The following is a 22,301-nucleotide window of genomic DNA, read 5'->3' on the forward strand; positions in this document are numbered from 1 at the left end:
GTCGTGGATCAGGGAATCTGGAGTGCTGCTCTGACTGCGAGCGACACTCCGAGCCCGGTGAGCGCCACGGCACCGAGCGCCGGTGCCAGCGCCGCGAGCCGTGCCCCCGCCGGCCGCCGCTCGAGGAAGGCGGTCCCGGCGACGACGGCGAGCCCCGCGGCCGAGAGCGCTGCCGCGAGGCCGAGGCTGAACGCACCGACGAGGGCCAGCCCCAGCGGCAGCCGGCCGAGCGACGCCGCCGCCAGCAGCACGACCAGCGCGGACGGCGAGGGGAAGAGCCCGCCGCTCGTGGCGAGCGCCAGCAGCCCGCGCCGGGACAGCGGCTCGGGGCCGGCGGGGGCGTGGGGATGGCTGTGGCCGTGCGGGTGGCCGTGCGGGTGGCCGTGCGGGTGGCNGGATTGGGGGTGCGGGTGGCCGTCCGGCGGCGGGTGGCTGTGCGAGTGCCCGGGCGAGTGCTCGTGCCCCGCCCCGACCAGCACCCGCTGCTGTGCAGGTGTCCGCTGCGGCGGCAGCACGCCGCTGACCGCGGCGTACGCGGGGCGCAGGCGGCGCCGGCACAGGCTCACCCCGACCGCAGCGACGCAGAGCCCGGCGAGCAGCCCCAGCCAGGGCAGCACGTCGCGCACGGCGGCCGAGGCACCGAGCCCGAGCAGGGCCGCTCCGAGGACGAGCACGCTCGCGGTGTGCATGAGCGACACCGCCACGCCGAGGGCCACGGCGTCGCGCGGGCGGCCGCGGGTGCCCGTCAGCCAGGCCGCCATCATCGTCTTGCCGTGGCCGGGGCCGACCGCGTGCGCGGCGCCGACACCGAGGGCCACGACCAGGGCCGCCGCCAGCGCCGCCGGTCCGTACGCGCCGTGGCCCAGCAGGCCGGCCAGCCGGCCCTCCTCGCGCGGGGGCGCGCGGCCGCGCAGGACGGGGGCCGGTGCGTCCGCGGTCCCGAGCCGGACCGTCGAGGTGGCCTCGGCCCGCGTCAGCGGCTCGTCGAGCCCCTCCTCGGGGTACGCCCGCAGCTCGTCGCTGACGTCGGCGAGGCCCCCGCTCGTGGCCGTGGCGTCGCCGGCCGCGACGACCAGCGTCTCGCGCCACCCCGGGCGCCCCTCCTCCGAGCGGTCGCGCAGCTCCACGCGTACCTCCCGCCCGGGCGACCAGCCCGGGACCCGGCCGACGAGGAGCACCTCGAGCCGGTACGTCGACAGCCCGCCCTCGCCGCGCGGCGTGCCCGCCCGCACGTCCTGGGCCTCCAGCGGGACGTCCACGCCGTCGACGGCCAGCGTGATGCCGCCGGTGAGGGCGTCCAGGCGCTCGTCCGCGTACGCCGCGGCGCTGCGCTCGATGCGCTTCTGGTCGGCCAGCGTCGGGACCTCGGCCTGGTCGAGGACGGCCAGCACATGCACCGTGGGCCCGCTGACCTCGGCGCGGACGTAGTGGTTGAGCGTGAAGTTGCCGAGCGGGTGCGCGGCCGCCGGGGTGGTGACGAGGAGCGGGAGCGCCAGCGCCGCGAGGGCGGCGAGCGCCGCGCGCCGGCTCACGGCCGCCGCCATCCCCGGGCCAGCAGGACGAGCGCCGCGACCCCCGTGCCCGCGACCCCGGCGCCCGCCACGGCGAGGCCGGACACGCCGTCGCCCCCGGCCTCCTCCTGCACCCGCAGCAGCCCGGGCTCCAGCGGGGCGCCGCCCGGGGCGAAGACGTACGTGCCGGTGCCGCCGCCGTCGTGCACCCAGGCGAGGTTGCTGTGCGGCTGGCCCTCGTCCTGGACGAAGAGCCGGTAGTCCACCCGGTAACCGCCGCTCGGGTCGCCCGGGTACTCCAGCTCGACCTTCAGCAGCGGGACGACCGGGTCCATCACCGAGACGCCGCCGAGCCAGGTGAGCCGCGTGGTGTCGGTCGAGGACAGGGCGAGCACCCGTGGCTCGGAGCGGGCTCCGCCGACCGTCACGTCGACCTGCTCGGCGACGACGCGCTCGACGTCGACGGGGAGCACAGCCTGGCCGCTGGTGCCCGCCAGCGGCACGGCTCCCGGCTCCTGGCCGGTGCCCGCCAGCGGCACGACGGCACCCAGCTGGCGGGCGTCGAGGTAGAGGTCGTAGCGCAGCCCCGCCTCGCCGACGGTGATCTCCGAGACCCCGACGTTGCCCTGGTGCGCGGCCACGGGGCACGCCGCCGCCACGGCCGCGAGGACGGCCAGCCCGGCGCCCGCGAGCACTGCGACGACGCGCACGAACAGGTTCACGGCTTCCTCACGACCCGGCACGAAATCGGGTCAAGGTGAACGCAGCGGGACCGTTCCCCCAGCAGCGCGTGAGGGATGGGCGTACGACGCCGGTCCCCCGCCGCGCGGCCTGGGGGACTCAGGGCCGCCGGATGTCCGTCGTGTGCGCCAGCTCCCGGCCCGCCTCGACGTCGGCGGAGAGCGCCTCGACGCGCGCCCGGGCGAGCGCGTAGGAGTCCGACCCGAGCAGTTGGTGCAGCGGGGCCTTCCCACCCGCCACCACGGAGACGATCGCGGCCGCCGCCTTGGCCGGGTCGCCGAGCTGCGTGCCCGGCATCGCGAGGTGCGCGTCGGTCATCTCCCGGATGGCCCCGTAGCCCTCGGCCGCGACGTCCGGCAGGCCCAGCGAGACCGGGCGCAGGAAGTCGGTCTGCATGTAGCCGGGCTCCACGAGGGTGACCTTGATCCCGAGCCCGGCCACCTCGGCGGCGAGCGACTCGGTCAGCCCCTCCAGGGCGTACTTGCCGGCGCAGTAGAGCCCCCAGCCGGGGAACGCGGTCAGCCCGAGGATGGAGGAGACGTTGACGACGTGGCCGCTGCCGGCCGCACGGAAGACGGGGAGCGTGGCGCGGAGCACGTTCCAGACGCCGAACACCTGGACGTCGAACATCCGCCGCGCCTCGGCGTCCGAGACCTCCTCGACCGCGGCGAGGAAGCCGTATCCGGCGTTGTTGACGACGACGTCGAGCCCGCCGAACCGGGCGCGTGCCTCCTCGACGGCACGGGCGACGTCCGCCTCGTCGGCCAGGTCTACCTCGAGCGGGAGCAGGCGGCCCGCGTCGATGCCGGCGATGCCGGCGACGAGCCGCTCGATCGAGCGCGTGGTGGCGGCGACGTGGTCGCCCCGCTGCAGCAGCTGCTTGACCAGCTCCAGGCCCAGGCCTCGGGACGTCCCGGTGACGAGCCAGGTGGCGGGCGACGTGGTGGGGTACGGCATGGCTGAACTCCGTTTCCAGGGAGTGCGGGCGGTGTGACGGCCTTCAGCCTGCCGCCGGGAGCGCCCCGGCGGGCCCGTCGCGCTGGCCCTGCCGTGCCCGGGCAGGGCGTGCCTGGGCACGCCGTGCCCACCCAGGACCCCCCGGCCGTGCGCGCGCTGCCCGACACTGGGGGCATGGCCGGATCGAGCGAGCTGGGCGAGTTCCTGCGGGCCTGCCGGGCGGACGTGACCCCGGAGTCCGTGGGCCTGGACGGCGGCCAGGCCCGCCGCGTCCGCGGGCTGCGCCGCGAGGAGGTGGCGCTGCTGGCCGGCGTGAGCGTCGACTACTACACCCGGCTGGAGCAGGGACGGCACGCGTCGCCGTCGGAGTCGGTGGTCGAGGCGATCGCGCGGGCGCTCGGCCTCGACGACGCCGCACGCGCCCATCTGGCGAACCTGGCGTCGCGCGTGCGCCGCCCCGCCGAGCGCCCGTCGGCACAGCGGGTACGGCCCGCGGTGGCCCAGCTGCTGCGGTCCTTCGTCGACCACCCCGCGTTCGTCGTGGGCCGCCGGACCGACATCCTCGCCTCGAACGCGCTGGCCCGCGCGCTGCTCACCGACTGGGACCGCAAGCCCGCGCGGGAGCGCAACTACACCCGGTGGATGGTGCTCGACCCGGAGGCGCGCGCGAGGTATGCCGACTGGGAGGCCGTCACGGCGGAGGTCGTCGGGACGCTGCGGCTCGACGCCGGCCGCCATCCCGACGACCCGCTGCTCAACGAGCTCGTGGGCGAGCTGACGATCAAGAGCCCGGAGTTCCGCCGCTGGTGGGGTGACAACCGGGTGCACCAGCGGACCCACGGCACCAAGCGGATGCGCCACCCCGAGATCGGCGACATCACCATCATCTACGAGGCGCTGGCGCTGCCGGGGGACGCGGACCAGACGCTCTTCGTCTACACGGCGGCGCCGGGCAGCCGGTCCGCGGACAACCTGCGGCTGCTGGCGTCGTGGGCCGCGCAGCGACGGGCCGGCGCGTCGCCGGAGCGGTCGGACAGCAGCGACGTGCCCCATCGGGCCTGACCGGACCGGCTTCGCACCCCTGCGCCCCGCCTCGCACCGCCGGCCGGAGGAGCGAGGCGGTGCTCAGCGGAGCGGAGCACGCGTCAGCGCCGCGACCCGCGTGCCGCGACCGCGATCGCGCCGGCCGTGAGCAGGCACCCCACCACGGTCCACACCGACACGCCCTCGTCGTGGACGGGCGCGGCGAGGTCGAGCACGATGCCGCCGGCCAGCTGGCCGAGCACCGTGCACAGGCCGAGCAGCAGCACTCCGAGCGCTCGCACGGTCTGCGCGCCGCTGACGATGACGACGACCCCGAACGCGCCGCCGAGGTAGAGCCACCACTCCCCCGGCAGCCGGCTCCACACGTCCGAGGTCAGGCCGGTGAAGCCGAGATACGCCACGACGAGCAGCAGCGTCCCGAGCAGGAAGTTGACCAGCCCGGCGACCAGCGGCTCGCCCGTGGCCTGGCTGACCCGCCCGTTCACCGCCTGCTGCACGGCGAGCAGCACGCCGGCGAGGGCGGTCAGCACCATCGCGCCGACCGGGCTGCGGCCGTCGAGCCGGTCGGACACCGCGACGAGGACCGCCAGGACGGTCACCGCCGCGGCCACGCCCCGGGCTCCGGTCAGCCGGACGCGGCCGGCCGGGCCGAGCCCGAGGCGGTCGACCGCGAGGCTCGAGGTCGTCTGGCCGGCGACGACGGCGACGGAGTAGAGCGCCACGCCGAGCACCGGCGCGCTGTGCGCCTGCACCGCGACGAAGATGCCGCCCGACAGCCCGCCGAGGCACTGCCACCAGCGCAGCCGGCCCGACCGGATCAGCGCCGGGAGGGCGGCGAACTGGGCGCGCCCGGCCCGCCGGGCGAGCGCCAGCGCGGCGACGATGACGGTGCCGATCGCGAAGCTCAGCAGGGCCGCGGCGATCGAGTCGTCGAGCTTGTCCCCCAGTTGGCCGTTGACCCGCGCCTGGACGGCGAGCAGCACGCCCGCGGCGACCGCGACGGCCGCCGCGAGCGGCTTGTGGCTCGCCAGCGAGCGGCTGCCGCGGGCCGGGGCCTCAGTGGAAGAAATGCCGCGCGCCCGTGAGGTAGACCGTCATCCCTGCGGCGCGAGCGGCGGCGAGGACCTCCTCGTCGCGTACTGAGCCGCCGGGCTGCACGACGGCGCGCACGCCCGCCTCCGCCAGCACCTCGAGCCCGTCGGGGAACGGGAAGAACGCGTCCGACGCGCCGACCGAGCCGTGCGCGCGCTCCCCGGCGCGGGACACGGCGAGCCGCGCCGAGTCCACGCGGTTGACCTGCCCCATGCCGACACCGACGGTCGCCCCGCCGGACGCGAGCAGGATCGCGTTCGACTTCACGGCCCGGCACGCCCGCCAGGCGAAGGCCAGGTCGGCGAAGGTGGACTCGTCAACTGCGTCTCCGGCAGCCAACGTCCAGTTGGCCGGGTCGTCGCCGGAGGCGTCGAGCCGGTCGACCGACTGCAGCAGCAGCCCGCCACTGATCGCCCGGAGCTCCACGGCGCCGGCCTCCTCGGACGGCACGCGCAGCAGGCGGACGTTCTTCTTGCGGGTCAGCACCTCGAGGGCGTCCTCGTCGAACGCCGGGGCGGCGACGACCTCGGTGAAGACCTCTGCGACCTGCTCGGCCATCGCCCGGGTCACGGGCCGGTTCACCGCGATGACACCGCCGAAGGCCGACACCGGGTCGCACTCGTGCGCCTTGCGGTGCGCCTCGGCCACGTCCGCGCCGACCGCGATCCCGCAGGGGTTGGCGTGCTTGATGATCGCGACGCAGGGCTCGGCGTGGTCGTGCGCGGCCCGCCAGGCCGCGTCGGTGTCCGTGTAGTTGTTGTAGGACATCTCCTTGCCGTGCAGCTGCTCGGCCTGCGCCAGGCCCGGCCGGCCCGAGACGTACAGCGCGGCCCGCTGGTGCGGGTTCTCCCCGTAGCGCAGGACGTCCGAGCGCTCCCACGAGGCGCCCACCCAGGCGGGGAAGCCGCTGCCGTCGTCGGTGGGGGCGAGGACGCTGCCCATCCAGGACGCGACCGCGATGTCGTACGTCGCGGTGTGGACGAACGCCTCGGCCGCCAGCCGCTGGCGCTGGGCGAGGGTGAAGCCGCCGTCGGCGATGGCGGTCAGCACGTCGGAGTAGCGCTCGGGGGACGTGACGACGGCGACCGAGGGCGAGTTCTTGGCCGCGGCGCGGACCATGGACGGCCCGCCGATGTCGATCTGCTCGACGCACTCGTCGGGCGAGGCGCCCGACGCGACGGTCGCGGTGAACGGGTAGAGGTTGACGACGACGAGGTCGAACGGCTCCACGCCGAGCTCGCGCAGCTGCTGCTCGTGCTCGGGCTTGCGCAGGTCGGCCAGGATGCCGGCGTGCACGCGCGGGTGCAGCGTCTTGACCCGGCCGTCGAGGCACTCGGGGAAGCCGGTGAGCTCCTCGACCGGGGTGACCGGGACGCCGGCCGCGGCGATACGCGAGGCCGTGGAGCCCGTCGACACGAGCGTCACGCCCGCGGCGGCCAGCCCCTGGGCCAGCTCCTCCAGCCCCGTCTTGTCGTACACGCTGATCAGGGCACGCCGCACCGGACGTCGATCGCTCACGCGAGAGTCACCTTCCTGCCTTCCACGGACCAGCCGGACCGCGCCATGCGGCCCACGACGTCGACGAGCAGCCTGCGCTCGACGACCTTGATGCGCTCGTGCAGGGTGGCCTCGTCGTCACCCGGCTCGACACGGACGGCCTCCTGCGCGACCACGGGGCCGGTGTCGACCCCGGTGTCGACGAGGTGCACCGTGCAGCCGGTGACGGCCACGCCGTACGCCAGCGCGTCCCGCACAGCATGCGCTCCCGGGAACGCCGGGAGCAGCGCGGGATGGGTGTTGAGGACGCGGTCAGGGAACCGGACGAGGAACTCGGCCCCCAGGATGCGCATGAAGCCGGCCGAGACGACCAGGTCCGGCTCGTACGCCGCCACCGCGTCGGCGAGGGCGTGGTTCCACTGCGCCCGGTCGGCGAAGTCGCGGGGGGCGTGCACGAAGGTGGGCACCCCCGCCGCCGCTGCCCGGTCGAGCCCGGCGATGCCGTGGCGGTCCGCGCCCACCGCGACGACCGTGGCCTCGCGCGGGTCGCAGCCGTCCAGGAGCGCCTGCAGCAGCGTGCCGGAGCCGGACACGAGGGCCACGACCCGAGCCGGGTTCCGAGCCGTAGTCACGAGCCGCCACCATAGCGAGGTGGCGAACGGTGACGGGAATCAGCGGGCACGGGACGACGAGCGGCCGGTGACCGACAACCCCTGGGCCCCGCCGCCCGAGGGGCAGCAGGCCGGCCAGCGGCCTGCTCCGCCGCGCCCCGAGCCGCCGCGGCCGGAGCCGAGCCGCCCCGGCTGGGGCCCCCGCCCGCGCGAGGAGGGCGCCCCCGGCACGCCGCCGCGCCGGCCCTCGGGGCCGGTGGTGCCGGGGGGCCGACCGGCCCTGCTGCTCGCGCTCGTCGCGCTGCCCGCGCTGTCGGCGCCGGAGATCAGCGTGATCCTCGCCGTCGGGGCGCTCGTGCTCGCGGCGCTCGCGATCCGCGACGCCCGGCGCCGCAACGGCTACGCCCCCGGCGCGGTGGGCGCCCTGGTCGTGGGCAGCTGCGTGCTGTCCCTGGGCGTCTCCGTCCTCGTCGCGTCCGCGCTGCCGAGCACGGCGAAGTACCGCGAGTGCCGCGAGCTGGCCCTCACCCACTCGGCACGTGCGCTGTGCGACGAGCGCTACGAGGAGCGCGGGCCGTTCGGGCTGGAGGGCCGGGCGGGGCGCTGACGCCCGAGGCCCTCGGAACGGTCAGGCAGGGTCGACAGGCCGGCGGTCAGGCCGGGACGGCGGCGCCCGGCTCGCCCTCGCGGGCTGCGGCGGCCCGGCGTACGACGAGCCACGCGGCGGCCGCGGCGACGAGCCCCACCTCGGCGGCGACGGCTATGCCGAGGCGGAACGGCGAGGGGCCGACGGCGGCCAGCCGGTCGCCGCCCGCCGAGCCCCCGGACAGCGCGCCCAGGACGCCGAGCACCGCACCGGAGACGAGGGCCGCGAGGGCTGCCGTGCCCGCCGCCCGGTCCGGCGACTCCCCCGCAGGAGCCCGCCGCGCCACGACGACGCCGGCCACCAGGCCGGCCGCGAGCGGGGCCACGATCGACAGCAGCGACACCGCGGGCGCCGATCCGTCCGCCGGCAGGGCCGCGAGCAGCGGCAGCGCCGGCAGCTGGCCGGTCGACACCCCCGCCGGCGCCACCGACGTGGCCACGCCGACCGCGAAGCCGGGGCCGACGGCGTACGCCGTGGCGCAGACCACGGCGTTGGGCACCAGCCCCACCCCCACGAGCAGGAGCAGGAGGCCCCCGAGCGGCCCGGGGTCCAGGGACGCCCCGAGGTCCGCCCCGCGGTCAAGGTGCAGCGCCAGCGAGCCCGCCAGCAGCAGCGCCCCGGTGCCGAGCAGGGTGAGGACGGCGCCGACCGACGCCGCGAGCACCGTGCCCGGCCGCCGGGGCATGACCGGGAGTGCGGAGCGCCGGCGCAGGGCGCGCAGCGCGCCGAGCCCCGTCGCGGCCGCCCCGAGGACCAGCCCGCCGAGCATCGCGCCCGGGACGGACGGCTGCACCGCCTCCGAGCGTGACGCGAGCGCCACGACGAGCGTCAGGACGGCGTACGCGACCGCGCCCGCCCCGCAGAGGATGCCGGCCTCGCGCGGGGTGCGCAGGCCTGCCGAGCGGGCCGCGCGGTAGCCCGCGGCGGTCAGCGTCACGAACGGCAGCGCGAGCAGCCCGAGCGGGGCCAGGCGCAGGCTGCCGTCCGTCAACGTGAGGTCGATGTGGTGGGCGAGGAGCCAGGCGTACGCCGTGGTCCGCACAGCGTCCACCGCCCCCGCGCCGGTGCCGTGCGCCCCCGCCCAGCCGACGAGCACCACGACCGCGCAGGTCAGCAGCGAGAAGCCGGCGCCGCGGGCAGCGCCCGCGGCGGCGGCGGACACCAGGCCGCGCGTCGAGCGTGGGCGCGCCGCCCGTCCCGTCCGGGCCGTTCGCGCCGGCGCGGAGCGCGGGGCGGTCGACCGGGCGGACGTCGGACGCGAGGGCGGGAGCAGCGTGGACATCGCCAGCCATGGTCGCGGCCCGCGACGCCCGCTCCCGGCAACCGCGGCCTCGTCGGGGTGTCGCCCCGCCCCCAGCCGCCCCACCCTGCACCTCCCCCGGGGTGATCGTGCAGATGTGGCGAGCTGTCCGCAGCCGGCGCGGTGCCCCCCGGGCGCGTGCAACCAGGGCCGGCCCCCGGCGGTGTTTCCTGTGACAGCCGGCCGGCAGGGCCGGCCCGACGGGGGGTCACGTGAGCGAGACGAGCAGCTTCGACGCGTTCTACGCGGCGAGCGCGCGCCGGGTGCTGCACGCGATGTACGCGATGACCGGCGACCTGGCCGAGGCCCAGGACTGCGTGCAGGAGGCGTACGCCCGGGCGTGGCAGCGCTGGGGCCGGGTGGCCGGCTACGACGACCCGGAGGCGTGGGTGCGCACCGTCGCCTGGCGGCTGGCGGTCAACCGCTGGCGGCGCGGGCGCAACGCGCTGGCCGCGCTCGTCCGGCACGGGCCGCCCCCTCCGGGACGGCCGCCGTCGGAGGACAACGTCGCGATCGTCGCCGCTCTCCGCCAGATCCCCGAGGCCCAGCGCCGGGCGATCGTGCTGCACCACCTGTGCGGGCACTCGGTCGAGGACGTCGCCCGGGAGACCGAGGCGCCGGTCGGCACCGTCAAGGCGCGGCTCTCGCGCGGACGGGCCGCTCTCGCCGCCCTGCTGTCCGAGGACGAGCCGGACAAGGAGACATCTCTTGCCTGAATCGATCTTCCCTGAACTGGAACGGCTGCGTGACGACCTCGGGCCGGAGCCGCTCCCGGGCGCGGCAGCTGCCCGCGCCCGCGGGGCGCAGCGGTCCCGGCGCTCGTACGCCGGGCTGGCCGTCCTGGTCGCCTGCAGCGTGCTCGGGGCGGGGGCGGCGGTGGTCGCCGCGGCCGACGGCACCGGTGCGGACGGCACCCCGGCGGCCGGCGCGACCGCCACCGGGGACCTGTCCTACGAGCTCGCTCTGCGGGCCCGGACGCTGGCACCGGCCGACCTGCCCGGGCCACGGCAGCTCTGGGGCCGCTGGTCCCTGCAGACCCTGCTGCCCGAGCCGCTCCAGGACTCCTGCGCCCGGCGGGCGCTGTCCGCCGGGGCGGAGGGCGTCGTGACCGTGAACGCCGGCTTCCTCGGCGCCGAGGGCCGGCGGCTGCTCGCCCGGGCCTCCCAGGCGACCACGGCCTACGCGGACGAGCGCTCGATGCGGGAGGCCTACGACCGGCTGAGTGCGGAGATGGGCCGCTGCGCCGTGGACGAGGGGTCGTGGCTCGAGGGCGAGACACCGTCGGGCCGGGTGTGGCACCGCGTGGTCGGCTCCAACACCCGCACGGTGGTGCTCCTCTCGGCCCGCGACGGCTTTCTGACCGTCCTCGGGCTGGAGTCGGCGAGCGGCGACCGCGGGCAGGCGCCGCACGAGCCGCTGGAGGAGACGCAGGCGGCTGCGCTCGAGGTGCTGGGCGTGCCGATCGAGCCCGACGCCGGGGCCGACACCGTGGACGCCTACCGACCGGGCACGGACGCGCTCGTCCCGCCGCAGATGTGGCCCAAGGGCGTGGGCCCGGACCAGGTCCGGGTGGCGCCCGACACGGTCACCCCATGCCCGCTGCCCGTGGACGACGCGGCGGCCATGGCCCGGCTCGACCGGGACTACGGCGTCCACGGCGAGGACCCGGCCGCCGGTCACGAGACCGTGGTGGTGCTCGCGGACCGGCAGCAGGCCGACCGGGTGGTCACGGAGTGGTCCGCCGCCCTCGATCGCTGCGCCGGGCGGCCGGTCGACGGTGAGCTCGACCGGGTCGGGGACCGGGCCTCCGGTGTCTACACGGCAGCGGGGCCGGACGGCGGCTCGCACCGGCTGATGGTCGGCCGCGTCGGCAACATCGCCGTCGGGATCCGCTTGACCGACGCGGGCCCGGAGCAGGCCGAGACGGCGCTGATGCTTGCGCTGCAAGGGGTCGAGGCGTACGCACTGCCGGAGCCTTCGACCGGCTGAGCCGGGCGACGACAGTGGGCGGGCACTCGCAGCCGAGTGCCCGCCCACCATCGAGTGAACGCGGATGCGTCACATGCCGTTCATGATCTCCCGCATGAGACGGGCGGTCTCGCTCGGCGTCTTGCCGACCCGGACGCCGGCCGCCTCGAGCGCCTCCTGCTTGGCGGCGGCGGTGCCCGACGAGCCGGAGACGATCGCGCCGGCGTGGCCCATCGTCTTGCCCTCGGGGGCCGTGAAGCCCGCCACGTAGCCGACGACCGGCTTGGTGACGTTCTCCTTGATGTACGCCGCCGCCCGCTCCTCGGCGTCGCCGCCGATCTCCCCGATCATGACGATCGCGTCGGTGTCGGGGTCGTCCTGGAACGCCTGCAGCGCATCGATGTGCGTCGTGCCGATGACCGGGTCGCCGCCGATGCCGATCGCGGTGGAGAAGCCGATGTCGCGCAGCTCGTACATCATCTGGTAGGTCAGCGTGCCGCTCTTGCTGACCAGGCCGATCCGGCCGGACGGGGTGATGTCCGAGGGGATGATGCCGGCGTTGGACTTGCCGGGGCTGATGATGCCCGGGCAGTTCGGGCCGATGATCCGCGTCGTGCCCTTCTGCTGGGCGTACGCGAAGAACGCTGCCGTGTCGTGGACCGGCACGCCCTCGGTGATGACCACCGCGAGCGGGATGCCGGCGTCGACGGCGTCGACGACCGCGTCCTTGGTGAACGCCGGCGGCACGAAGATGACCGTGACGTCGGCGCCCGTGGCGGCCATGCCCTCGGCGACGTCGGCGAACACCGGAAGCTGGTTGCCGTCGACGTCGACCGTGGTCCCGGCCTTGCGCGGGTTGGTGCCGCCGACGACCTGGGCGCCGGAGGCGAGCATGCGCTTGGTGTGCTTCATGCCCTCGGAGCCGGTCATCCCCTGGACGAGGATCCGGCTCTTCTCGGTGAGGAAGATCGCCATGGTCAGGCCCCCTTGCCAGCCGCGCCGGCGAGCTCGGCCGCGCGGCGCGCGGCGTCGTCCATCGTGTCGACCAGCGTGACGAGCGGGTGCGCGGCCTCGTCGAGGATGCGCCGCCCCTCCGCCGCGTTGTTGCCGTCCAGCCGGACGACGAGCGGCTTGTCGACCGTCTCGCCGCGCGACTCGAGCAGCGCGAGCGCGCTGACGATGCCGTTGGCCACCGCGTCACAGGCGGTGATGCCACCGAAGACGTTGACGAAGACGCTGCGCACGGCCGGGTCGGAGAGGATGATCTCCAGGCCGTTCGCCATGACCTCGGCCGAGGCGCCGCCGCCGATGTCGAGGAAGTTCGCCGGCTTGACCCCGCCGAAGTCCTCGCCGGCGTACGCCACGACGTCCAGCGTGCTCATGACGAGCCCGGCGCCGTTGCCGATGATGCCGACCTCGCCGTCGAGCTTGACGTAGTTGAGGCCCTTCTCCTTGGCCCGCTGCTCGAGCGGGTCCGCGGCCGACTTGTCCACCAGGGCCTCGTGGTCCTTGTGGCGGAAGTCGGCGTTCTCGTCGAGCGTGACCTTGCCGTCGAGGGCCACGATGCGGCCGTCCGCGGTCTTGACCAGCGGGTTGACCTCGACGAGCGTCGCGTCCTCGGCCGTGAACACGCCCCAGAGCTTCACGATGGCGGCCGCGATCTGGTCGCGGACCTCCGCCGGGAAGCTCGCCTGCTCCACGATCGCCGCGGCCTTCGCGTCGTCGATGCCCTCGAGCGCGTCGACGGCCACCCGGGCGAGCGCCTCGGGCTTGGTCGCGGCGACCTCCTCGATCTCCATGCCGCCCTCGACGGACGCCATGGCGAGGTAGGTGCGGTTCGCGCGGTCGAGCAGGACCGAGAAGTAGTACTCCTCCTCGATCGCGGCCGCCGGCGCGAGCATCACGCGGTGGACCGTGTGGCCCTTGATGTCCATGCCGAGGATCTGGCGCGCCTTGTCCTCGGCGTCCTGCGGGCTGTCGGCGAGCTTGACCCCGCCGGCCTTGCCACGGCCGCCCGTCTTGACCTGCGCCTTGACGACGACCCGGCCGCCGTCGACGCCGGCCCCCAGCCGCTCGGCGGCGGCGCGGGCCTCCTCCGGCGTCTCGGCCACGGCGCCGTCCAGCACGGGCACTCCGTGCGCGGCGAACACGTCCCTCGCCTGGTACTCGAAGAGGTCCACAGGCCTCCGTCCGATCGGTACGTCCCGGCCTCCCGGTCGTGTGCCGGGACGGCCGCTGTCCGTCGGCGAGGTTAGTCCCGCCTTGCTCCCGGAGCCGAATCGGGGCGCTGACCACGGCCTCGTGCGCGCGTCCCGCGCAAGGACCGGCGCGACTGCTGGGGATGAAGTGACAGGGTTGAACTCGTTCCCGTTTTGTCCGATATCGAGATCGGGACCGGGGGGCGACGGATCGGGTCACGACCGCGTAACCTGTCCCGCGTTGCTCCCGGCCGCCCGGGGCCTGCGGCTCCGGCCCGGGACCTGCTGCGCCGGCGTGCCAGCGGCTCTTTCCCGTGCATCAACCGCGAAGGACGGTCTGTGAGCGCTCGTCGCCGTACCGCCGGCAAGCACCGTCGGCCCGGCAAGCACCGCAGCCCGTCGACGGGCAGCCGCCCGAGCCCGCCCCTCCTGCTCGGCACCGCGGTCGTCGCCTCCGCGGCGGCCTACGCCTTCCAGGTTCCCGCCGCGACCGGTGACGACACCCGGCGCACCCCGGCGACCGCCGAGGACCTCGGCACCGCCGCCCTGCCGGCGCGCCCGTCCGCCACGCCCACGCCCGCGCCCACGCTCGCCAAGGTCCGCGCCGCGCGCCCGTCGGCCGCCTCGTCGTCCTCGTCCTCGGGGCCGTCCTCGGCCAAGCCCTCGGCTCCGGCGGCCACCGCCGCCACCCCGAAGGCCGAGGCGAGCACGGCCCCGACCCGCCGGGCGCAGCGCGCGACCCGCAGCAGCAAGCGCGCCAGCCTCACCTCCCTGGCCCGCGCCCGCCGCGCCTGGGTCGAGCCGTTGAGCGGCTACCGCATCACCGCCCACTTCGGGCAGCGCGCCAGCCTCTGGTCCAACGGCCACACCGGCACCGACCTCGCGGCACCCACGGGGACCCCCGTGCACGCCGTCGGCGACGCAGTCGTCGTCTCGGCCGGCTACGACGGGGCGTACGGCAACAAGATCGTGCTGCGCCACTCGGACGGCACCGAGACGTGGTACGGCCACCTCTCGGCCACCATGGTCAGCGCCGGGCAGAAGGTCCTGGCGGGCGCGCTCATCGGGCGCGTCGGCGCCACCGGGCACACCACCGGCCCGCACCTGCACATCGAGGTCCGCCCCGGCGCGGGCGACCCGATCGACGCCGAGGTGTGGCTGCGCGAGCACGGGGTCGTGCTCTAGCTCTCCTCCGGAGGCTGCCCAGGCAGCACGGTCGAGCCGCGCGCCGGGCAGGCCTCCCGTCCGCCGGCTCACGTCCCGCGGACGCCCGCCGCACCGCAGTGGTGCACCCCTGGTCCAGGAAGCCCGCCGACGGCACGGCGCGACGCCAGCACGCCCCCACGCTGAGCAGTGCCGGCACCCGGCACGTCCAGCGGCGCTAGAGCTTCTCGACCGGCGCGTAGCGCAGCAGCAGCCGCTTCGTCCCGGACGCCCCGAAGTCGATGGTCGCCTCGGCCTTCTCCGCGACCCCGGCGGTGGCGACGACCGTCCCCAGCCCGAAGGTGTCGTGGGTGACCTTGTCGCCCACGCTCAGCGACACGACCTTGCGGTTGCCGGGCGACTTCGCGGTGGGCCGGGCGGCCGCCACGGCCAGCGCCGACGGCGGCGCCGAGCGCGAGGGCTCGACCCGCTTCCAGTCGGTGAGCTGCGGCGGCACCTCGTCGAGGAAGCGCGACGGCGGGTTGTACGACGGGGCGCCCCAGGAGCTGCGCACCAGCGCCCGGGAGATGTAGAGCCGCTCGCGGGCGCGGGTGATGCCGACGTACGCGAGCCGGCGCTCCTCCTCGAGCTCCTTGTCGTCGCCGAGCGTGCGCATGTGCGGGAAGACGCCGTCCTCCATGCCGGTCAGGAAGACGACCGGGAACTCCAGGCCCTTGGCCGTGTGCAGCGTCATGAGCGTGACGACGCCGCTGTCCTCGGCGCCCTCGGGGATCTCGTCGGAGTCGGCCACCAGGGCGACCCGCTCGAGGAAGCCGGCCAGCCCGCCCTCGGGGTCGCTCACCGCGTACTCGCGGGCGACGGCGACGAGCTCCTGGAGGTTCTCCAGCCGGGTCTGGTCCTGCGGGTCGCTGGAGCGCTGCAGCTCGAGGGCGTAGCCCGACTGCTCGAGGATCGCCTCCAGCAGCTCGGCCGGCTCGGTGCCGGCCTCCACGAGCGTGCGCAGGCTCTCCATCATCCGGTTGAACTCGGTGATGCACGACAGCGAGCGGGTGGCGAGGCCGGGCGCGTCGGCGGCGCGCAGCAGCGCCTGGTTGAACGTGATCCGCTCCCGGGAGGCCAGCGCCTCCACGCACGCCTCCGCCCGGTCGCCGATGCCGCGCTTGGGGGTGTTGAGGATGCGGCGCAGCGAGACCGAGTCGTCGGGGTTGGCGAGGGTGCGCAGGTACGCCAGGGCGTCGCGCACCTCCTTGCGCTCGTAGAACCGCACGCCGCCGACGACCTTGTAGGGCAGGCCGACCCGGATGAAGACCTCTTCGAAGACACGGGACTGGGCGTTGGTCCGGTAGAAGACCGCGACGTCGCCGGGGCGCGCGAGCCCCTCGTCGGTGAGCCGGTCGACCTCGTTGGCGACGAAGGCGGCCTCGTCGTGCTCGTTGTCCGCGACGTAGCCCACGATCGGGGTGCCGTCGCCGGACTCGGTCCACAGCCGCTTCGGCTTGCGCCCGGTGTTCTTCGCGATGACGGTGTTGGCGGCGGACAGGATCGTCTGGGTCGAGCGGTAGTTCTGCTCCAGCAGGATGGTCTGCGCGTCGGCGTAGTCCTCCTCGAACTGGAGGATGTTGCGGATCGTGGCACCGCGGAAGGCGTAGATCGACTGGTCCGCGTCACCGACCACGCACAGCTCCGCGGGGGGCGTGGCCTCCCCGGGGCGGCCGACCAGCTCGCGGACCAGGACGTACTGCGCATGGTTCGTGTCCTGGTACTCGTCGACCAGGATGTGCCGGAACCGGCGCCGGTAGTGCTCGGCGGCGTCCGGGAAGACCTGCAGGATGTTGACCGTCGTCATGATCAGGTCGTCGAAGTCGAGCGCGTTGGCCTCGCGCAGCCGGCGCTGGTAGAGCGCGTACGCCTCGGCGAGCTTGCGCTCGAGGTCGGTCTCGGCCTTGGCCGCGTAGGCCTCGTGGTCGATCAGCTCGTTCTTCAGGTTGCTGACCTGGTTGCTGAACGAGCGCGGCGGATAGCGCTTCGGGTCGAGGTCCAGCTCGCGGCAGACCAGCCCCATGAGGCGCTGCGCGTCGGCCGCGTCGTAGATCGAGAAGCTCGAGGTGAACCCGAAGCGGCTGATCTCCTTGCGCAGGATGCGCACGCACGCCGAGTGGAAGGTCGACACCCACATCGCCTTGGCGCGGTTGCCGACCAGGTCGGCGACGCGCTCCTTCATCTCACCCGCGGCCTTGTTCGTGAACGTGATCGCGAGCACGGCGCCCGGGTGCACGTTGCGCTTGGCCAGCAGGTAGGCGATGCGGTGCGTGAGCACCCGGGTCTTGCCCGAGCCGGCGCCGGCGACGATCAGGACCGGGGAGCCCTCGGCCACGACGGCGGCCCGCTGCTGGGGGTTGAGCCCGGCGAGCAGCTCGTCGGGGTCCTTGGACCGGCGGTGCGCGGACGGCTCCGCCGGGACCGCCGGCAGGTCGAGGACGAGGTCGTCGGGGAGGCTGCTCATCGTCCATCGAGTCTAGGTCGCCCCGGCGTCAGCGGTCCGGGTCAGCGCACGGCCTCCCGGCGGGGCCGCAGCATCAGCGCCAGCAGGGCCCCCGGCACGAGCCCGGCGAGCGCCCAGGCCCACTCCCCCTGCACCGCCCGGACCACGACGAACACCAGGACCGCGGTGAAGATCCCGGCCGTGGCCAGCTGGCGGTAGCGCGGGGCGACCAGGAACCGGCCGCCCAGGGCCATGAAGAGCATGGTCCCGGGCACCGACTCCCAGTCGCGCTGCAGCAGCGCGACCGCGAGCAGGACGGCGGACCCGGCGATCAGGGCCCAGCCCAGGAGCCGCTCCAGCCGCTCGGCCAGCCTTCTGCGTACGCGCTGCTTCACGTGCCCTTTCTACCGGGCCGTCGTCCCCCGCGGGCACGGGAGCAGGAGCGCGGCGACCAGCGCGAGGGCGGGCAGCGCCGCCCAGTCCCGCTCGACGAGGGCGGTGAGCAGGAGGAACGCGCCGAGGCCGACCACGACGCGCGCGAGCCGCGCTCCCAGGGCGTGTCGGCGTGCCGGCTCATGCCCGGCTCCTGTCCCGTCGCACCCGGCGCGAACCGCAGCCCTACGATCGACCCGTGCCTGTCACGATCCCCGAGGACGAGGTCGAGCGCGCGCTCGTCGTCGCCGCGCACCCCGACGACATCGACTTCGGCGCCTCCGGCACCGTCGCGCTCTGGACCCAGCGCGGGGTGCAGGTGACGTACTGCATCTGCACCGACGGGGACGCCGGTGGCTTCGACCCGGACGTCCCGCGCAGCGAGATCCCCGGGATCCGCCGCGCCGAGCAGGTCGCCGCCGCGAAGCAGGTGGGCGTCACCGACGTCCGCTTCCTCGGCTACAAGGACGGCCGGCTCGAGCCGACGTTCGACCTGCGGCGCGACATCAGCCGCGTGATCCGGCAGGTGCGCCCGCAGCGCGCCATCGTGCCGAGCCCGGAGTACAACTGGGCGCGGCTGCCGGCGTCCCACCCGGACCACCGGGCGGCCGGCGAGGCCGCGGTCAACTCGATCTACCCCGACGCCCGCAACCCGTTCACCCACGTCGAGCTGCTGCACGACGAGGGGCTCGAGGCGTGGACCGTGCGCGAGTTCTGGATCATGGCCCACCCCACCCCGGACCACGCCGTCGACGTGACCGACGTGGTCGACCGCAAGATCGCGGCGCTCACCTCACACGTCAGCCAGGTCGCGCACATCGACGGGTTCGAGGAGTTCGTCAAGGGCTTCATGCGCGGGGACGCGGCGGCCCAGGGCCTGCCCGCCGGCCGGATGGCCGAGGTGTTCAAGGTCGTGCCCTGCCCCTGAGCGAACGCCACCCCGGGCGGACGGCGCAGCGGCATAGGGTCGGCGGCATGGACCTCGGCCTCACCGGCGCCCGCGCCGTCGTCACGGGCGGGAGCCGAGGCCTCGGCCTCGCGATCGCCGACACCCTCGCCGCCGAGGGCGCCTCCGTCGCCCTGCTCGCGCGCGGAGCCCAGGGGCTCGAGCGCGCCCGGGAGCAGGTCGCCCGCCACGGGACGCAGGTGGTGACGTACGCCGTCGACGTCACCGACAGCGCCGCGCTCGCCACGGCGGTCGACCGCGTCGCGGAGCAGCTGGGCGGGCTGGACAAGGTGGTCGGCAACGCGGGCGGCACGGTGGGCGGCAACCTGCTGGACAGCTCCACCGACGACTTCGCCGCCACGTTCGCCCTCAACACCGGCCACTCGGCCACGTTGGTGCGCGCCGCCCACCCGCACCTGCTCGCAGCGGGCGGTGGCTCGGTCGTCCTGGTGACGAGCGTCAACGGGAGCAAGGTCGCCCCGCGCACGACCTACAGCGTCGCGAAGGCCGCGGAGATCCAGCTGGCCAAGGCGATGGCCCAGGAGCTCGCCGCCGACCGGGTCCGGGTCAACGCGGTCAGCCCCGGCAGCATCTTCTTCGAGGGCGGCGGCTGGGACAGCTACCAGCAGGCCGACCCCGAGGGCTTCGAACGATTCCGGGAGCAGGAATTCCCCTTCGGTCGTCTGGGACGGCCGGAGGAGGTCGCCGACGTCGTGGCGTTCGTGCTGTCGGACCGCGCCGGCTGGGTCACGGGCGCCGACATCGTCGTGGACGGCGGGCAGGGACGGCCCAGCGCGCGCCGGTTCCGCGGCTAGCGATGCCGGCGGGCGTCCAGGACGTACGAGACGGGCTGCGTGCCGACTGCAGCCGGTGCGCCGCCCTGTGCTGCGTGGGCCCGGCCTTCGCCGCGTCCAGCGACTTCGCGATCGACAAGCCGGCCGGCACCCCGTGCCCGAAGCTGCGCGCGGACAACCGCTGCGGCATCCACGACGGGCTGCGCGAGCGGGGCTTCCCGGGATGCGCGGTCTTCGACTGCTTCGGAGCCGGCCAGCACCTGGTGCAGGGCACGTTCGGCGGGCGGACGTGGCGCGACGGCCCCGGGACGGCACGCGAGATGTTCGCGGCGCTGCCGGCGATGCGCCAGCTGCACGAGTCGCGGTGGTACCTCACGGAGGCCCTCGAGCGGCTGCCGGCCGGCCCGCTGCGCGACGAGGCGGCGGGCGCCGACACCGCGGCCGCGGCACTCGCGGACGGCACCGCCGAGGCACTCGCGGACTTCGACGCGCGCGCCCACCGGCGGGCCGTCGGCGAGCTGCTCGGGCGGGTGAGCTCAGCGCTGCGGCAGGCGTCGGGCCACCGCGGCCGCGACCGGGCGAACGCGGACCTCGTCGGCGCCCGCCTGCGCGGGGCGGACCTGCGCGGTGCGAGCCTGCGCGGGGCGTACCTGCTCGGGGCCGATCTGCGGAACGCTGATTTGCGCTTCACCGATCTGCTCGGCGCCGATCTGCGGGGAGCCGACGTCAGAGGGACACGGCTCGACCAGAGCCTGTTCCTGACCCAGCCCCAGGTCGACGCGGCCCGGGGCGACGCCGCGACCCGGCTGCCGGCCGCGCTGCGGCGGCCGGCGCACTGGGGCGCGACCGGGGCCCCCTCACACCAGCCGTCGGTCCGCCGCCCACCGTGAGAGCTCGTGCCGGTTCGACAGCTGCAGCTTGCGCAGCACCGCCGACACGTGGGTCTCCACCGTCTTGACGCTGATGAAGAGCTGCTTGGCGATCTCCTTGTACGCGTAGCCGCGGGCGATGAGCCGCAGCACCTCGCGCTCGCGCTGGGTGAGGCGGTCGAGGTCCTCGTCGGCCGACTCCACGGGCACGTCGGCGGTCGTGCCGCCCGCGGCGAAGGCGTCCAGCACGAACCCGGCCAGCCGCGGCGAGAACACCGCGTCGCCGTCGGCGACCCGCACCACCGCCTCGGTGAGCTCGCCCCCCGTGATCGACTTGGTGACGTAGCCGCGCGCCCCGCCCCGGATCACGCTGATGACGTCCTCCGGCGCGTCCGAGACCGACAGCGCCAGGAACCTGGTCTCCGGGATCCGCGACACCAGCCGGCGCAGCACCGTCACCCCGCCGCCACCGGGCAGGTGCACATCGAGCAGCACCACGTCGGGGCGCTGCGCCTCGACCACGGCGACCGCGGTGTCGACGTCGTCGGCCTCCCCGACGACCTGCAGCGGCTCACCCAGCTCGGCCCGCACCCCCGTCCGGAACATGCGGTGGTCGTCCACCAGCACGACGCGGACGGACCGCCCGGCCGCGGCGTCGGTGTCGGCGTACGCGCCCTGGCCTGTCACTGCGTGCCTCCTGGGTTCTGGGCTTGCGGCTGCGGCGTCCGGGGCAGCTCGAGCTGCACCTCGGTCCCCTCGCCCGGCGCCGACGTGATGACCGCCCGCCCGCCGTGGCGTTCCATGCGCCCGAGGATGGACTGGCGGACGCCGAGCCGGTCCTCCGGCACGCCGTTGATGTCGAAGCCGGGACCCCGGTCCCGGACGAACACCTCGGCCCGGTCCGGCTCGACCTCGGAGAAGACGCTCACCGGCGCGCCGCCGCCGTGCTTGGCCGCGTTGAGCGCCGCCTCGCGCGTGGCCTGCAGCAGCGCGCGCAGCCCTTCGTCGAGCGGGGCGTCGCCGACCGACACGACCTCGATCTTGACCCCCTGGGTGTCCTCGACCTCGGCAACCGTGCGCTCCAGCTCCGGGGTGAACGTCGCCGACGTCTCCGCGACGGGGCGGTAGAGCCAGGCCCGAAGCTCGCGCTCCTGCGCCCGCGCCAGCGTCGCGACGGCCCGCGGGTCGTCGACGTGGCGCTGGATGAGCGTCAGCGTGTGCAGGACCGAGTCGTGCAGGTGCGCCGCGACCTCGGCCCGCTCCTGCTCCCGGATGCGCGCCGACCGCTCGGCACTGAGGTCGCGCGCCATGCGCAGCCAGTACGGCCCCGTCACCAGCGCGACGCCGATCAGCACGATCCCGGCGGCGAGCAGCGACTGGCCGGTGACCCGCAGGTCGCCGGGGACCGTGAGCAGCGCGACCGAGCCGGCGACGAGCAGCGCCGCGCCCAGCCCGGTCCGGGCCAGGCCGATGCGGCGGTCGGTCGCCGTGCGCGCCCGCCAGCGCGCGCGCTGGGCCTCGTCGGCCTGCCACCAGACCAGCACCACCCCGACGCCGACGACCACGACCGGCCAGACCGCCGAGCCGCCGACGCTGACCCACATCTGGGTGGAGAGCAGCAGCCCCAGCGCACCGCAGCCGGCGAGGGCCGCGAGCACCGCCGTCTCACGCCGGCGCCGCGTGGTGCCCTGTGCGGGGGCGTCGCCGGGCTCCGGAGCAAGCGGGGCCAGCCACCAGAAGGCGGCGTACGCCAGGAAGCCGGCGCCCTGGGCGAAGGCGAGGACGATGAAGGCCCCGCGCAGGATCCGGACGTCGATGCCCAGGTGGTTCGCCAGGCCGCGGGCGACGCCCGCGACGTACGAGCCCTGGCTGGCCCGGAACAGGCGCGGCGCGGGCCCGGGCAGCGGCGGCACCGGCCGCGGGGCGTCCGGGGCCGGGGCCACCACCGGGGCGGCGTGTCGGGACAGCATCCGTCGATGGTCGCAGCCCCGCGGCGCGTTGACATCGGGGCAAGCCCTGGGGCCGACCCCGAGGAGCCGTCCCAGGGGC

Annotated in this window: 22 protein-coding genes; 8 read left to right on the forward strand and 14 right to left on the reverse strand. The window is 75.5% G+C overall.

Annotation, left to right across the window (positions count from 1 at the left end; translation table 11 throughout):
* Positions 1-8: 8 nt before the first annotated feature.
* The 3 genes from G9H72_RS22170 to G9H72_RS01535 form a co-directional block, all read right to left on the reverse strand.
* Positions 9-1,544 carry a HoxN/HupN/NixA family nickel/cobalt transporter gene (locus G9H72_RS22170; protein WP_269204969.1) on the reverse strand — a complete coding sequence of 512 codons (1,536 nt, stop codon included), beginning with the start codon at positions 1,542-1,544 and terminating at the stop codon, positions 9-11.
* A complete protein-coding gene (locus G9H72_RS01530) occupies positions 1,529-2,233 on the reverse strand; it encodes a hypothetical protein (protein WP_166166428.1) in 705 nt (234 codons plus the stop codon). Before G9H72_RS01530 ends, G9H72_RS22170 begins: the two co-directional genes overlap by 16 nt.
* Before the next feature lie 118 nt (positions 2,234-2,351).
* Positions 2,352-3,209, reverse strand: coding sequence for an SDR family NAD(P)-dependent oxidoreductase (locus G9H72_RS01535; protein WP_166166430.1), 858 nt, complete (start codon positions 3,207-3,209; stop codon positions 2,352-2,354).
* A gap of 174 nt (positions 3,210-3,383) precedes the next feature.
* Here G9H72_RS01535 and G9H72_RS01540 point away from each other — a divergent pair, with 174 nt between their 5' ends.
* Positions 3,384-4,271 (forward strand): helix-turn-helix transcriptional regulator, encoded by an 888-nt coding sequence (locus G9H72_RS01540; protein ID WP_166166432.1) that lies wholly within the window; start codon positions 3,384-3,386, stop codon positions 4,269-4,271.
* An 83-nt stretch (positions 4,272-4,354) separates the two neighbouring features.
* Here the strand turns inward: G9H72_RS01540 and G9H72_RS01545 are convergent, their stop codons facing one another.
* From G9H72_RS01545 to purN, 3 genes are read right to left on the reverse strand one after another with little or no spacing between them, the layout of a single operon-like run.
* Positions 4,355-5,323: a DMT family transporter gene (locus tag G9H72_RS01545; protein WP_331271965.1), complete on the reverse strand. Its 969-nt coding sequence runs from the start codon at positions 5,321-5,323 to the stop codon at positions 4,355-4,357.
* Positions 5,310-6,863, reverse strand: a complete 1,554-nt coding sequence (purH, locus tag G9H72_RS01550) for a bifunctional phosphoribosylaminoimidazolecarboxamide formyltransferase/IMP cyclohydrolase (RefSeq protein ID WP_166166436.1) — start codon at positions 6,861-6,863, stop codon at positions 5,310-5,312. The genes G9H72_RS01545 and purH overlap by 14 nt, the downstream gene beginning before the upstream one ends.
* On the reverse strand, positions 6,860-7,474 hold the full coding sequence (gene purN / locus G9H72_RS01555) for a phosphoribosylglycinamide formyltransferase (RefSeq protein ID WP_166166438.1): 615 nt from the start codon (positions 7,472-7,474) through the stop codon (positions 6,860-6,862). The genes purH and purN overlap by 4 nt, the downstream gene beginning before the upstream one ends.
* Before the next feature lie 67 nt (positions 7,475-7,541).
* Here purN and G9H72_RS01560 point away from each other — a divergent pair, with 67 nt between their 5' ends.
* Positions 7,542-8,060, forward strand: coding sequence for a hypothetical protein (locus G9H72_RS01560; protein ID WP_231126169.1), 519 nt, complete (start codon positions 7,542-7,544; stop codon positions 8,058-8,060).
* Positions 8,061-8,106: 46 nt separating this feature from the next.
* Here the strand turns inward: G9H72_RS01560 and G9H72_RS01565 are convergent, their stop codons facing one another.
* Complete coding sequence (locus G9H72_RS01565; protein ID WP_166166442.1) at positions 8,107-9,261, reverse strand: cell division protein PerM; 1,155 nt, start codon at positions 9,259-9,261, stop codon at positions 8,107-8,109.
* Positions 9,262-9,611: 350 nt separating this feature from the next.
* On the opposite strand from G9H72_RS01565, the gene G9H72_RS01570 reads away from it, so the two are divergent.
* Positions 9,612-10,115 carry a SigE family RNA polymerase sigma factor gene (locus tag G9H72_RS01570; RefSeq protein ID WP_166166444.1) on the forward strand — a complete coding sequence of 168 codons (504 nt, stop codon included), beginning with the start codon at positions 9,612-9,614 and terminating at the stop codon, positions 10,113-10,115.
* Positions 10,108-11,388, forward strand: a complete 1,281-nt coding sequence (locus tag G9H72_RS01575; protein ID WP_166166446.1) for a hypothetical protein — start codon at positions 10,108-10,110, stop codon at positions 11,386-11,388. The genes G9H72_RS01570 and G9H72_RS01575 overlap by 8 nt, the downstream gene beginning before the upstream one ends.
* Positions 11,389-11,457: 69 nt before the next feature.
* Here the strand turns inward: G9H72_RS01575 and sucD are convergent, their stop codons facing one another.
* Positions 11,458-12,342: a succinate--CoA ligase subunit alpha gene (gene sucD, locus G9H72_RS01580; protein WP_166166448.1), complete on the reverse strand. Its 885-nt coding sequence runs from the start codon at positions 12,340-12,342 to the stop codon at positions 11,458-11,460.
* A 2-nt stretch (positions 12,343-12,344) separates the two neighbouring features.
* Positions 12,345-13,547: an ADP-forming succinate--CoA ligase subunit beta gene (gene sucC / locus G9H72_RS01585; protein WP_166166450.1), complete on the reverse strand. Its 1,203-nt coding sequence runs from the start codon at positions 13,545-13,547 to the stop codon at positions 12,345-12,347.
* 357 nt (positions 13,548-13,904) lie between these two features.
* Between sucC and G9H72_RS22750 the strand changes: the two genes are divergently transcribed.
* Positions 13,905-14,750: a M23 family metallopeptidase gene (locus G9H72_RS22750; protein ID WP_331271885.1), complete on the forward strand. Its 846-nt coding sequence runs from the start codon at positions 13,905-13,907 to the stop codon at positions 14,748-14,750.
* A 196-nt stretch (positions 14,751-14,946) separates the two neighbouring features.
* On the opposite strand, the gene pcrA is transcribed toward G9H72_RS22750, so the two are convergent.
* Genes pcrA through G9H72_RS22175 form a run of 3 tightly spaced genes read right to left on the reverse strand, consistent with a single transcriptional unit; the run spans position 14,947 to position 17,741 of the window.
* The gene (gene pcrA / locus G9H72_RS01595; RefSeq protein WP_166166452.1) at positions 14,947-17,232 is read right to left on the reverse strand and encodes a DNA helicase PcrA; all 2,286 of its coding nucleotides are present in this window, start codon (positions 17,230-17,232) and stop codon (positions 14,947-14,949) included.
* A gap of 41 nt (positions 17,233-17,273) precedes the next feature.
* Positions 17,274-17,606: a hypothetical protein gene (locus G9H72_RS01600; protein WP_166166454.1), complete on the reverse strand. Its 333-nt coding sequence runs from the start codon at positions 17,604-17,606 to the stop codon at positions 17,274-17,276.
* 9 nt (positions 17,607-17,615) lie between these two features.
* Positions 17,616-17,741 carry a hypothetical protein gene (locus tag G9H72_RS22175; RefSeq protein ID WP_269204970.1) on the reverse strand — a complete coding sequence of 42 codons (126 nt, stop codon included), beginning with the start codon at positions 17,739-17,741 and terminating at the stop codon, positions 17,616-17,618.
* 101 nt (positions 17,742-17,842) lie between these two features.
* Here G9H72_RS22175 and G9H72_RS01605 point away from each other — a divergent pair, with 101 nt between their 5' ends.
* The 3 genes from G9H72_RS01605 (at position 17,843) to G9H72_RS21145 (ending at position 20,273) form a co-directional block, all read left to right on the forward strand.
* On the forward strand, positions 17,843-18,571 hold the full coding sequence (locus G9H72_RS01605; protein WP_166166456.1) for a PIG-L deacetylase family protein: 729 nt from the start codon (positions 17,843-17,845) through the stop codon (positions 18,569-18,571).
* A gap of 47 nt (positions 18,572-18,618) precedes the next feature.
* Positions 18,619-19,404: an SDR family NAD(P)-dependent oxidoreductase gene (locus G9H72_RS01610; RefSeq protein ID WP_166166458.1), complete on the forward strand. Its 786-nt coding sequence runs from the start codon at positions 18,619-18,621 to the stop codon at positions 19,402-19,404.
* A gap of 74 nt (positions 19,405-19,478) precedes the next feature.
* Positions 19,479-20,273 (forward strand): pentapeptide repeat-containing protein, encoded by a 795-nt coding sequence (locus tag G9H72_RS21145; protein ID WP_331271886.1) that lies wholly within the window; start codon positions 19,479-19,481, stop codon positions 20,271-20,273.
* Here G9H72_RS21145 and G9H72_RS01620 read toward each other — a convergent pair.
* Together G9H72_RS01620 and G9H72_RS01625 are read right to left on the reverse strand one after the other, a co-directional pair.
* On the reverse strand, positions 20,241-20,939 hold the full coding sequence (locus G9H72_RS01620) for a response regulator (RefSeq protein ID WP_166166462.1): 699 nt from the start codon (positions 20,937-20,939) through the stop codon (positions 20,241-20,243). The two genes, G9H72_RS21145 and G9H72_RS01620, sit on opposite strands and share 33 nt — an antisense overlap.
* Positions 20,936-22,222, reverse strand: coding sequence for an ATP-binding protein (locus tag G9H72_RS01625; protein ID WP_166166464.1), 1,287 nt, complete (start codon positions 22,220-22,222; stop codon positions 20,936-20,938). The genes G9H72_RS01620 and G9H72_RS01625 overlap by 4 nt, the downstream gene beginning before the upstream one ends.
* Positions 22,223-22,301: the final 79 nt, after the last annotated feature.

Source organism: Motilibacter aurantiacus (assembly GCF_011250645.1).
Lineage (GTDB): Bacteria > Actinomycetota > Actinomycetes > Motilibacterales > Motilibacteraceae > Motilibacter_A > Motilibacter_A aurantiacus.